A 13,623-nucleotide genomic window follows, 5' to 3' on the forward strand; every position below is an offset into this window, starting at 1 on the left:
ATATTATGCCGATTGAAGTAGTATCGGCACAACATAGTAATTAATTCAACCACATTTAAAGGTTTTTTATGAATAAAGTATTTCGAGTCATTTGGAACAAATCAACACAATCTTGGATGGCTGTATCAGAATTAGCTCGCGGACGGGTAAAGTCTAGCTCGAGTAACACTGTTGATTTAGCAAAAATCACCGCAGTATTATCATTGGGAACATTAGCTTTAACACCATTGTCTGCAGAGGCCGCTCGTCAGCTTGCTATAGTCGGTGCACAAAATGTTTATATCGAGACAAATGCTGGTACTGAGACAGATACTAATAAAAAACAGAATATTTTAATTGGAGAAACAGCGAAGGTAGCACAAACATCAATAGGTTCTAGCCAAAGTAAATACAGTAATGCTTATGCAGATAAGAACGTAGTGATTGGTTATGATGCAACTTCAGCAGGTCAACGAAATGTAGTATTGGGTAATAATGCCTCCACATTTGGCGGTGTTTCCTTTGGTTCATCACGCGATCAAATTTCTATCGGTACAAATGCGATGGCAGCAGGGACATCAAGTATTGCATTAGGTTTGGATACTTTTACGAATTCTATTGATGGAATCGCCATTGGTACTTCTGCCAGAGCTAATTCAGAACGATCTATTTCTTTAGGTATAAATACGACTTCTGCGATGGATTCTGTGGCTATTGGTTCAAATGCCAAAGCAGAAAGTTTTCAGTATTCTGTTGCAATTGGTGCAGAGTCTAAGGCGGATGTTGCAGCCACTCAAGAAGGCAATATCGTTGTTAATGGTGTAAATTATGACGGAGCAACAGGAGCTGTTCCATCGTTAGCAACCAGTACTAGAGATAAAAGTTATGTCGTTTCTTTCGGTAACGATACGATTAAACGTCAATTAAAAAACGTGGCTCCAGGTAAAATATCTGCCACTTCCACCGATGCGATCAACGGTTCTCAACTTTACAGTATTACTAAAGGTATTCAAGATAATACTCGCACCTATTTCCACGTCAATTCGACAGATACTAAAAACTTTGATGCAGCAAACAAAAATGCTCAAGCAACGGGTGCGAATGCAATGGCGGTGGGTCCGAATGCAAGTTCTGCCGGGGCTGGTGGTTTAGCTATCGGGGCGAATGCGAATGTGACCAATTCTGCTGGTATAGCCTTGGGTATTGATTCGATTGCCTCTGCGGATGCAGCTACTGCGTTAGGTCAAGGTGCAGCGGCGAAAGGGTTAAACTCTGTTGCTATCGGTCGTAATTCGGTGGTGAATAATCAGTATTCTATTGCGATTGGTGAAAATGCAAATGCGAGCACCAACAATTCTATTGCGTTAGGTCATAATTCAGTGACTGCTGCAACGGGTACGAATAATGATTATGTAAGTAAAAATGATGCTCAGGCTAATGCGAATTTGCCAGCCTTTGCTGGTATTGCGAAAGATACTTCTGGCAGTGTGTCTGTCGGTAAAGCAGGTGAAGAACGCCAAATTCATCATGTGGCAGCAGGACGAATTTCTGCTACGTCAACAGATGCCGTAAACGGCAGTCAGCTCTATCAAATCGCTAATAATACGGGCTTTAATATCAAACAAAATGGCACTGCGAAATCTCGTATCAATAACAATGGCGAAGTAAATTTCACAAATGGCACCTATTCCACCGCAGTTGTGACGGATGGGGAGAATAGTTCAGCTGTTAAATTTGATGTGGTTACCCAAAACATTGATAGTGATGCAACCACAGGTGTGGCGTCACCGAATGGCAGCACCGCAGGTTTAACAACAGCACAAACCGTTTCTGATGCAATCAATAAAGCCGTTGAAAAATCTGGTTGGACAGTTAAAGCGAATAATGATACTGGCGAACGAATCAATAACAATGGGGCGGTGAGTTTTAATAGCGGTGACAATATCGTGGTAGAGCGCTCTGTTAATAACATTACGATTAAAACTGTCCAAAATCCAACCTTTACTGATGGTGCAACGGTTGGCGGAATGCTAAATGCCAATGGGGGTTTGACTGTGGCTGGCTCTAAAACGGTGAGCATGGGCGGAAATAAGATCACCAATGTTCAAGCTGGGCAGGCTGATACGGATGCAGTCAATGTGTCGCAGTTAAATGCGTTAGGCACTAACAATATCAAATTGGCTGGCAACTCAGGTAATACTGATACGCAGGCACTGAACAAATCAGGCGGATTGAGCTTTGGTGTAAAAGGCGATGGTACTTATATCACCAGTAATGCGGCGGGTTCGGATGTTACTTTATCTTTAACTCAAGCAACGAAAGATAAAATTGATAATGCCGCAAACAAAGATTTATCTAACATCACACCAGCTGGCACAACGGTGATTAAAAATGCGGCGAAAGACGCTGTCAATGTAGAAAATGGTACCAATACCGTTGCGTCTAGTCGTGATGTCAATGGCGTTAAAACCTTTAAAGTCGATGTGGATTTATCACCTTATGCGAGAACAGCTGATTTAGGCAATACGCCAATTACCTATAAAGCCAATGGTGCGGGACAGAAATCTACAAGTCTATCGAATGGGTTAGATTTCAAAAATACTAACGGCTTAACCATTGAGGCTAAAGACAATGGCGTTGTGGAATTAGGTTTAGATCAAGCCACTCAAAATGCAATAAATGTGCGTGAAACCGTTAAAGCAGGCACAGGTGTAACTGTAACGGATACCGAAACTAACGCAAGCGGTGGAAAACAATTTACGGTTTCTGTAAATGATAGCCATATTAAAGACAAAGCTAAAGAAGCTATTGAAGTGAAAGGCAATGGTTTAGCGAACGTTACTCCGAGTGTTGATGGTGAGAAACAAATTTACACTGTGAGTGTGTCTGAACAGGGCGTAAAAGATTTAGCAAAAGGGGCAGTCAATGTTACCAGCAATAGCGATATTACGGTTACACCAACAGCGACAAATGACACCAAAACCTTTGATCTTACTCTGCAAAAATCCACCGCAGTAACAGCAGGCGATAACAAAGTTGTGACTTCTGATGCGGTAAATACGGCGATCAATAATTCAGGTTGGAATTTAAAAGCGAATGCAGAAACAGATAGCAAAAAAATTACCAACGGAAATGATGTGATTTTCCAAGAAGGTAAAAACATCAATATCACACGTGAAGAAAATAAAATTGTTGTTAAAACGGTTGATAGTCCAACGTTCACTAATTTAGAAACCACAGGCACAGCGACACTTAATGGCTTAACAATGAAAGCCAATGCTCCTGTGAATATGGGGAACAATAAAATCACCAATGTTGCCGCAGGCGAAGCTGATACTGACGCAGTCAATGTGTCACAGCTCAATGCGCTAGGCAATAACACCCTTAAATTAAACGGTGACAGCACATCTACTAGCACACAAGCCTTGAATAAAGAAAATGGTTTGGAATTTGGCGTGAAAGGTCAAGCAGGCTATATCGAAACCAGTGCTAAGGGTTCAGATGTATCACTCAAACTTTCTGACGCCGTTAAAACGAAGTTAGACAATTTAGCGAACAACGCAAACGACACTTACGCTAACCAAAGTTTATCAAATATCAACGCTGCGGGTATCCAGAAAATTCAAGATCAAGTGGCAATCGAAAATGGTAGCAATACCATTGCTTCAACTCGCAATAACAATGGCGTAAAAACCTTTAAAGTTGATGTAGATCTCACAAAAACCAACCTTGCTTATAAAGCGGATGGCGAAACTACGTCAAAAAACACCGCACTTTCTGATGGGCTAACTTTCAAAAATACCGATGGTTTAACTATCACAAGTAAAGATGGCGGTGTTGTTGAGTTGGGATTAAGTGAGAAAACCAAACAAGATATTGCAATTCGTGAAACAGTGGTTTCAGGCAATGGTGTAACTGTAACGGATACTGAAACTAATTCAACTGGCGGTAAGCAATTCCGCGTTGCGGTGCAAGATGATCATATTAAACGCCAAGCCAAACAAGCGGTGGAAGTGGTTTCAGGCAATACAGCTGATGTGACTGTGGCACCGACCAGAACGGATCTCAAAGATACTTACACAGTGACGATAAATAAAGCAACGGAAGTGACTGAAGGCGATACCAAAGCGGTTACGTCCGATGCGGTGCATAAAGCCATCAATGCGTCTGGTTGGAAGCTTAAAGCCAATGACGAAAATGGTGATGGCGAAAAAATTGCCAACGATGGCGAAGCGATTTTCAACGCAGGCGATAACATTGTAGTGACTCGCCAAGGCAATAAAATCCAAATTGCTACCAACCACAACCCAACCTTTAATAACGGTGCGACAGTTGGCGGAATGTTAAATGCCAACGGTGGTTTGACTGTTGCAGGCTCGCAAACAGTGAATATGGGTGGAAACCAAGTTCATGGCGTGGCGAATGGTACAGTAGACACCGATGCAGTGAACTTATCACAATTAAACGCAACCACTAATAACTTAACGACCAAAGGTTTAGACTTTACAGGTAATGATGGCAAAACACACCGAAACTTAGGTGAAACGGTAAACATCTCAGGCGAAGGAACGACAAAGGGTCAATATACGGGCAAAAACCTCAAAACGGTTGTGAGCGAAGGCAAAGTCGAAATTCAATTTGCGGACAACCCAACCTTTAACGATGTGAAAGCCAATGATGTTAATGCGGCAACAGTGACAACCACAGGAGCGATTACTGCTGGCGGAATGTTGAACGCTAATGGTGGTTTGACAGTGGCAGCGAATAAAACTGTCGATATGGGCGGAAACCAAGTTCATGGAGTGGCAGAAGGTACAGCTGATACCGATGCAGTAAATGTGAAACAGTTGACGGATACTGTGGCGAACTCATCTTGGAATTTAACCAATGGTGCGGTCGATGGTGGAGAAGATGTCACAGATAAAGCGTTGGCAGTAGAAGAAATCAATCCAAACGATCAGTTGAGACTACAAGCGGGTAAAAATATCAAAGTCAAACGTGAAGCGAATGGTGTTGTGACCTATGCGACCAAAGATGATGTGACGTTCACCAATGTGAAAACGGATACCTTAACTACGACAGCGGGTGCAACCATTGGTGGTATGTTAACAGCCAATGGTGGTTTGACCGTTGCAGGCTCGCAAACAGTGAATATGGGTGGAAACCAAGTTCATGGAGTGGCAGCTGGTACAGCAGACACCGACGCAGTGAATGTATCGCAGTTGAATAGTTTACGTGACAATACTCGAACCTATTTCCATGTAAATTCGCAGAAACAAGAAAACTTTGCCAACGCAAATGCGATTGCACAAGCAACAGGCGTGAACGCTTTAGCCGCTGGTCCAAACGCAACGGCAGCCGGTGAGAGTTCAGTGGCATTAGGGGATGATGTTAAAGCGGCTGCGGCGAACAGTGTTGCAGTCGGTTCTGCCGCCTTGGCTGAGAATGACAAATCGATCGCTATTGGTGACCAAGCGAAAGCGAAACATGACAATTCAGTGGCATTAGGTGCAGGTTCTGAAACCGCAGCGATCGGTAACGATCAAAACTATGTGATTAAAGCAGATGATGGCACTGATGGTGCAATGCCTGAATTTGCGGGCGTAGCAAAAGCGACTTCTGGCAGCGTTTCTGTGGGTAAAACAGGAGCAGAACGTCAAATCCATCATGTTGCTGCAGGGCGTATTAGTGCGACATCAACAGATGCAGTCAATGGCAGCCAGCTTTACCATATTGCCAATAACACTGGTTTCAATGTGAAAGAAAACAATGCGGATAAATCACGAATCAACAACAATGGTATGGTCAATTTCGTGAATGGCACCTTCTCAACTGCGGTGGTTTCTGATGGAGAAAATGCTGCGGATGTGAAATTTGATGTTGTGACCCAAGAGATTGATAGCGATGACACCACAGGCGTCGCCACACCAAATGGTGCAACATCGGGGTTAACGACCGCAACGACAGTGGCTAACGCAATCAATAAAGCGGTAGAAAAATCAGGTTGGACAGTAAAAGCCAATGGGGATGAGGGGCAACGCATTAATAACAATGGCGAAGTGAACTTTGAGCAAGGAAAAAACATCAATATCACACGAGATGGAAGCAAGCTTGTCGTCAAAACCATTGATGATGTGAACTTTGCAACAGTCACAACATCAGGCAATGTGAATGTCGGTGGACTGTTAAATGCTAATGGTGGCTTGACTGTAGCGAAGAACCAAACTGTCGATATGGGTGGAAACAAGATCACCAAAGTAGCAGCGGGAACGGAAGATACTGATGCAGTGAATTTATCGCAATTAAACGCAACCACTAATAACTTAACGACCAAAGGTTTAGACTTTACAGGTAATGATGGTTTGCCGAAAACTCATCGTGATTTAGGACAGGCATTGGCTATTGAAGGGGAAGCAGCTACAACGGGTCAATATTCTGGCAAAAATGTCAAAACGGTAGTTTCAGACGGCAAGGTTGCTATCCAAATTGCAGAAAGCCCAACTTTTGTTGATGTTTCTGCAACTAGCCTTACAACCACAGGAGCGATTACTGCAGGTGGTTTATTGACTGCGAACGGTGGTTTAGCGGTTAAAACTGGTACTTCAGTGAATATGGGCAATAACCAAGTTCATGGCGTGGCAGAAGGTACAGCTGATACCGACGCAGTAAATGTGAAACAGTTGACGGATACTGTGGCGAACTCATCTTGGAATTTAACCAATGGTGCGGTTGATGGTGGTGAAGATGTCACAGATAAAGCGTTGGCAGTAGAAGAAATCAATCCAAACGATCAGCTGAAATTACAAGCCGGTAAAAACATCAAAGTCAAACGTGAAGCAAATGGTACAGTGACCTATGCGACCAAAGATGATGTGACCTTTGCAAATGTAACTACTCAGAATTTGAATGTGACTGGAGCAAGTACGCTCAACCAATTAACGGTAAACGGTGCAACCTTATTCAATAAAGGCTTTACGGTTGCTTCGAATCAAACCATTGATATGGGCGGTAATCGTATTCAAAATGTAGCTAATGGTACAGCAGATAGTGATGCAGTGAACTTATCGCAGTTAAATGCAACGACAAGTGGTTTAACAAACAAAGGGTTAGATTTTACGGGTAATGATGGTGAAACACATCGTAACTTAGGTGAAACCTTATTGATTACAGGTAAGGCAGCATCAGGAACAAATTACAATAGTAATAATGTGAAGACGGTAGTAACAGATAAGGGAGTAGAAATCCAGATTGCTGAGAATCCGACGTTCACTAATGTAACAGCGACTAATGTAGATACAACAAACCTTGCAGTGTCAGGTAATAGTACTTTTGGAGGAGAAGGTAAAACCTTTACTGTAAACAAAGGTACAACCATTAATATGGGCAATAACCAAGTGAAAGGTGTTGCGAAAGGAACGGAAGATACCGACGCAGTAAATGTGAAACAGTTGACGGATACGGTAGCGAACTCATCTTGGAATTTAACCAATGGTGCGGTTGATGGTGGTGAAGATGATACTAAACTGACCGAAGCAGAGAAAATCAATCCAAACGATCAGCTGAAGCTACAAGCGGGTAAAAACATCAAAGTGAAACGTGAAGCAAATGGTACAGTGACCTATGCGACGAAAGATGATGTGACCTTTGCTAATGTAACTACTCAGAATTTGAATGTGACTGGAGCAAGTACGCTCAACCAATTAACGGTAAACGGTGCAACCTTATTCAATAAAGGCTTTACGGTTACTTCGAATCAAACTATTGATATGGGCAGTAATCGTATTCAAAATGTAGCTAATGGTATAGCAGATAGCGATGCGGTGAACTTATCTCAGTTAAACGCAACGACAAGTGGTTTAACAAACAAAGGGTTAGATTTTACGGGTAATGATGGTGAAACACATCGTAACTTAGGTGAAACCTTATCGATTACAGGTAAGGCAGCATCAGGAAAAAATTACAATAGTAATAATGTGAAAACTGTAGTGACAGATAGAGGCGTTGAGATCCAGATTTCAGAAAATCCAACGTTCACTAATGTAACAGCGACTAATGTAGATACAACAAACCTTACTGTATCAGGCAATAGTACTTTTGGTGGAGAAGGTAAAACCTTTACTGTAAACAAAGGTACTACGATCAATATGGGGGACAATAAAGTTAGTGGAGTTGCTAATGGTGATATTTCTGCAACGAGTACAGACGCTGTAAATGGTAGCCAATTATACGCAGTAAAACAGCTTGTTGGTGGTAACAGTGGTTCTAATACAACTATTGTCAATCCAGATGGTAGCACAACAACGGTTTCTGTTGCAGAATCAAATGGTTATACCTTAACAACTTATAATGTTGAAAACCAAAAAGAGTATAGAACCAATAATGTTGTTGAAGCTATTGGACGTATGAATGAACAGGGTATTAAATTCTTCCATACCAACGATGGTGTTGTAGATCCTGCAATTCAAGGGGAAAATACGATCGACTCAAGTGCCTCTGGTAAATTCGCAACCGCAGTGGGTTATCAGGCGAGAGCTACGGGTGAAAATGCCATTGCCTTAGGTAAAGGTTCAACTGCTAGTGGAACGAATACTATCAGCATTGGTACAGGTAACCAAGTAACAGGCAATAACTCAGGTGCAATTGGTGATCCAAGCACAGTGTCTGGCGATAATTCCTATTCATTGGGTAATGACAACAAAGTTGCAACCAATAATACCTTTGTGGTCGGCAATAATGTGACTCAAACTGTGGATAATTCGGTCTTCTTAGGAGCTAATACGGGTTATGTAGCTGCTGGAGATACGACTAAGGGCAATATCGCTCACACCTCACAAACTATTGGTGGAACAACATATCAATATGCTGGCGGTAAAGCAGATGAAGTGGTTGGTGTGGTTAGTGTTGGTAATGTAAATTCTGACGGTTCAATGCAAACTCGTCGTATTCAAAATGTAGCACCAGGTTTAGTAAGTGCAGAAAGTACGGATGCGATCAACGGCAGTCAACTTTACAGCTTAACGAGCTTTGTTGACCAAGGCTGGACATTGAATACCGGTGCAGTTAGTGGTACTAATGGTGTTGCACAGGGTTCATCCCCAACTAAAGTTGGATTAGGACATACTGTAAAAGTGAATGCTGGCCAAAATATTGTCATTAATCAGAAAGGACAAGAGTTTAATATTGGCACCTCTATGTCACCGAATTTTAACCGTTTAACCATCAATCCAAATGGTAAAGTGGATATGGGGGGGAATCGTATTCAAAATGTGGGTAGAGCAGTTGCACCGAATGATGCGGTCAATTATGGTCAGTTCAAATCGGAAATGCAATCAGTGGATCGTCGTTTGCGTAGTGGTATTGCAGGGGCGGTTGCGACAGCAGGTTTAGTACAAGCATTTAATCCAAATGATAGCTTAGTAGCTATTGGTGGCGGTACTTATCGTGGTGCAGCAGCTGTTGCATTGGGTTATTCTCGCGTATCGGATAATGGCAAAGTGATCTTTAAAGTAACGGGTAGTGCGAATAACTACGGTGATGTAACTGGTAGTGCGAGTGTGGGCTTTAAGTTCTAATTTTCGCTGATGAAAAAGGCTGTACTTTTCAGTACAGCCTTTATTTTTATCAAAGTGCGGTTAAATTTGGCAGAGTTTTTTAACTGAATTTAATCGCTCATCATTATGATATTTTCTGTTTATTTCGCTGAATAATACCCACCCATTGCACTATAAATCGCATTTTCGCTTTGGATTACCGCGTATTTTGCATTCAAAATGGCGACTTGAGAGGCTTTTTCTGTATTTGCTGCATTTAACCATTCACGCAATTCAGAAACGCCTGCATCATAACGATTTTTATAATATTGCGTAATGCGCTTGTCATAATCATATTTTTTCGTCAAATTCGCGAAATTGCTGACAGATTGTGTATAAGCGAAATAGTTGGTATCAATTTCATTGAGCGCACTGGTAATGCCTTTTTCGTAGCTCACTTTTGCTGCCTCGTAAGCGGCTTCTGACAGTTTTACATTCCATTTAACATGGTTCCAATCTAAGAATGGCAAGCTAATACCTAATATGCCAGATGCCATTGGATTTTCAAATGCATTGCTCACTTTATTACCTGATGATGATAATGATGCACCAAGGCTGATGGTTGGAAACCAAGCTTTTTGCATGGCTTTTGCATCTTTAAAGGCACTGTTAAAGCGGAATAAATTCCCTTTTACATCAGGTCGATTAGCAATAGTTGAAACAGGGACATCTAAATTTACTTTGGCGGTTTTAACATTCAAAATATGAGGAAATTGAATATTTAACGCTTCTTGTGGTTTTAGGTTTAACAAATTGCGTAAGGTTTTTTCTGCTGTTTTACGTGCAGTTTGATAAGTAATCAGATTATTGCGCACCATTAATACCGCTTGAGTCGCTTGGTCTGTGCTTGCACGATCTGCTACACCTTGCGTCAAACGGTTTTGCATAATTTTATTAATACGTTCGTAGTAGCTAATGCTATCATTTGTTGCGCTAATTGCATCATTTAAATAAGCAATTTGGTAATAAGTGACAACTACCGCGTTAATAAGTGATAAACGCGCAGCTTCAAGATTTTGCTGTGTTGCCTTGTATTGCCATTCTTTTGCGTTAGCAGCATCGGCTAGACGTTGCCATAAATCCAATGTATAGCTGACATTTAATGATCCTTTATGGCTAATCGTCGAATTAGCATGTTGATCAATTGGTCGGCCAGCAGATGAAGAGGTTGAACCACTAAAAGATGGTACCAAATCTGCACCTAATAAATTAGCTTGATAAAGTGCCGCGTTCACAGCGATGGCAGCTTTAGCTAAATCTTTGTTATTTAATAATGCACTTTCAACCACTCGATTGAGTTGTGCATCATTATACAATGCCCACCAATTGTCCTTAATATTGTATTGTTGGGTGATTTCAACATATTGCTGATAATCTTGTTGGGTGCTTTGATAGCTATCATTGAGGTTTGCGCAGCCCGCCAAAAAGGCAGAGAGCATTAATCCCATTGTTAATTTGGAAATATTCATCATGTGATACCTTGAATAAAAATGTAAGTGCGGTTAAAAACTTGCTTATTTTTCACCGCACTTTTTTGTGAATTATTACTGAACGTTCGTTCATTTTTGTGTTGTGTATTGTAACAGAAAAAAAATGAGATTGAAATTATTTCAATAAATCATTCATCAAAGGCAAAAAATTTTTATATAATGCAAGCAAGTGCAAAATAAGGAGTAAATCATGACATTAAGAATTGGTATCGTTGGCGCTGGCGGTAGAATGGGGCGACAACTTATTCAAGCGGTGCATAATGCACAAGGTGTGGAATTAGGTGCTGCATTTGAGCGAGCAGGATCTTCTTTAATTGGCAGTGATGCAGGAGAGCTTGCTGGTATTGGACATTTGGGTATTCAGGTTCAGGGTGAACTAGCGCAGGCAGTTGATCAATTTGATGTGTTAATTGATTTTACTCGTCCTGAAGGCACGTTAAATCATATTACCACCTGTGTTACTCATCAGAAAAAAATGATTATTGGTACCACAGGATTTGATGAAGCAGGAAAACAAGCTATTCAAACTGCAGCGGAAAAGATTGGTATTGTTTTTGCTTCTAATTATAGCGTGGGCGTGAATTTAGTGTTTAAATTATTGGAAAAAGCTGCAAAAGTGATGGGCGATTATTGTGATATTGAAGTGATTGAAGCGCATCATCGTCATAAAGTGGATGCGCCTTCCGGTACTGCTTTATCCATGGGCGAACATATAGCTAAGGTTTTAGGGCGTGATTTAAGCAAAGATGGCGTATTTGCTCGACAAGGTATTACAGGCGAACGTAAGTTAAATGAAATTGGTTTTTCAACGATTCGCGCATCAGATGTTGTTGGTGAACATTCTGTTTGGTTTGCGGATATTGGCGAGCGAGTAGAAATTTCACACAAAGCATCTAGTCGAATGACCTTCGCTAATGGTGCAGTAAGAGCGGCAAAATGGATTGCTGATCAGCCTAACGGTTTATATGATATGACGGATGTGTTGGATCTGAATAATTTATAAATGACATAAAAAAGTGCGGTGGATTTCACCGCACTTTTTGTTTCGGAGCGAAATATTATTGTACTAATAAATAGAAATTATTATTGCCACGCTTAATATTTAACGCGATCACAGAAGGTTTTTTATCTAAAGCTTCTTTTAATTCTCTTAAATTATTAACACTTTGACGGTTAACGCCCACAATTAAGTCACCCACTTTTAAACCACGTTGAGCAGCAGAGGAGTTTGTTGCCACTTTCACGATTTCCACGCCATCTTTATGATTATTAAATACTGCACCTTCTAATGCTGGGATTAAATCATTTGCGTCAGAAGACACAGATTGAACTAAATCATCTGATTGTAAGGTCACTTTTGTGGTTTCTGTTTTACCATCGCGCCAGTAGGTTAGCTCAAAGGTTTTACCTGCGCCAGAAGTCGCAATTTTGGCACGCAACTCAGCGAAACTTATAATTTTTTGACCATTAAGAGCAATGATTACATCGCCTGCTTTTAAGCCAGCTTTTTCTGCCGCTGATTTTGGTAATACTTCACTGATAAATGCACCTTGTTGTGCATCTACATTAAATGCTTTGGCTAAATCTGCATTTAATTCGCCACCTTTGATACCTAAAACACCACGACGTACTTCGCCAAATTCAACGATTTGTTGTACTAAATTATTCGCCATATTAACAGGAATAGCAAAAGCAATCCCTGCATTGCCACCACTTGGTGAAATAATAGCAGTGTTGATACCAATTAATTCGCCATTTAAGTTGACTAATGGACCGCCAGAGTTACCGCGGTTTACTGCCGCATCTGTTTGAATGTAGTTTTCATAAGTACCACTGTCTGATCCCATTGAACGACCTAAAGCTGACACAATGCCCGAAGTAACGGTTTGTCCTAAACCAAATGGGTTACCGATCGCTACAGTAAAGTCGCCAACGCGAAGTTTGTCGCTATCTGCCATTTTAACTGCGGTTAAATTTTTCGGATTTTCGAGTTGAACTAAAGCTACGTCAGATTGTTTATCTGCACCGAGGATTTTACCTTTAAATTCACGACCATCATGTAATGTCACAGTAATAGTATCAGCTTTATTGACAACGTGATTATTGGTTAATACATAGCCTTTTTCTGCATTAATAATGACACCTGATCCCATGCCTCTGAATTTACGTGGTGAGGATGAACGACCACCGAAAATATCATCACCAAAGAAACGACGGAATTCTTCAGGAATACCCATATCCATTTGGGAGTTTGCGCTGTCTTTTCCTTCCACATGAATAGATACAACAGTTGGTAATACTTTTTCTAGCATAGGCGCTAAGCTTGGTATTGTTGTCCCCGAAACTTCGGTTGGTAATTGCGCCATGCTTGTTGTTGGCGCTAAAACACTTAGTCCTAATACAATTGCACTTAGGGCAAAATGGATTTTTTTCATCTTCATAAGTTTTCTCCTAAATAAAATAGAACAAATAAATCTCAGTGCTCTATATGACAAAAAAATGGGGCAAATGTTCATAAATTCAAGACTGGAGAATAAAAAAACGCTCCCAATAGGATGGGAGCG

The 13,623-nt window shown here is 41.0% G+C and carries 4 protein-coding genes; 2 read left to right on the forward strand and 2 right to left on the reverse strand.

The window, feature by feature from the left end:
• Positions 1-68: 68 nt before the first annotated feature.
• On the forward strand, positions 69-9,551 hold the full coding sequence (locus ACT2CV_RS02725) for an ESPR-type extended signal peptide-containing protein (protein WP_464972554.1): 9,483 nt from the start codon (positions 69-71) through the stop codon (positions 9,549-9,551).
• A gap of 119 nt (positions 9,552-9,670) precedes the next feature.
• Here ACT2CV_RS02725 and tdeA read toward each other — a convergent pair whose 3' ends face one another.
• On the reverse strand, positions 9,671-11,041 hold the full coding sequence (gene tdeA / locus ACT2CV_RS02730; protein WP_464972553.1) for a toxin/drug exporter TdeA: 1,371 nt from the start codon (positions 11,039-11,041) through the stop codon (positions 9,671-9,673).
• A 208-nt stretch (positions 11,042-11,249) separates the two neighbouring features.
• On the opposite strand from tdeA, the gene dapB reads away from it, so the two are divergent.
• On the forward strand, positions 11,250-12,062 hold the full coding sequence (dapB, locus tag ACT2CV_RS02735; RefSeq protein ID WP_464972552.1) for a 4-hydroxy-tetrahydrodipicolinate reductase: 813 nt from the start codon (positions 11,250-11,252) through the stop codon (positions 12,060-12,062).
• Positions 12,063-12,117: 55 nt separating this feature from the next.
• Here the strand turns inward: dapB and ACT2CV_RS02740 are convergent, their stop codons facing one another.
• The gene (locus ACT2CV_RS02740; RefSeq protein WP_464974012.1) at positions 12,118-13,494 is read right to left on the reverse strand and encodes a Do family serine endopeptidase; all 1,377 of its coding nucleotides are present in this window, start codon (positions 13,492-13,494) and stop codon (positions 12,118-12,120) included.
• Positions 13,495-13,623 lie beyond the last annotated feature (129 nt).

The organism is Reella acinonychis (assembly GCF_052384575.1).
In the GTDB taxonomy this organism is placed as follows: domain Bacteria; phylum Pseudomonadota; class Gammaproteobacteria; order Enterobacterales; family Pasteurellaceae; genus JBQSUQ01.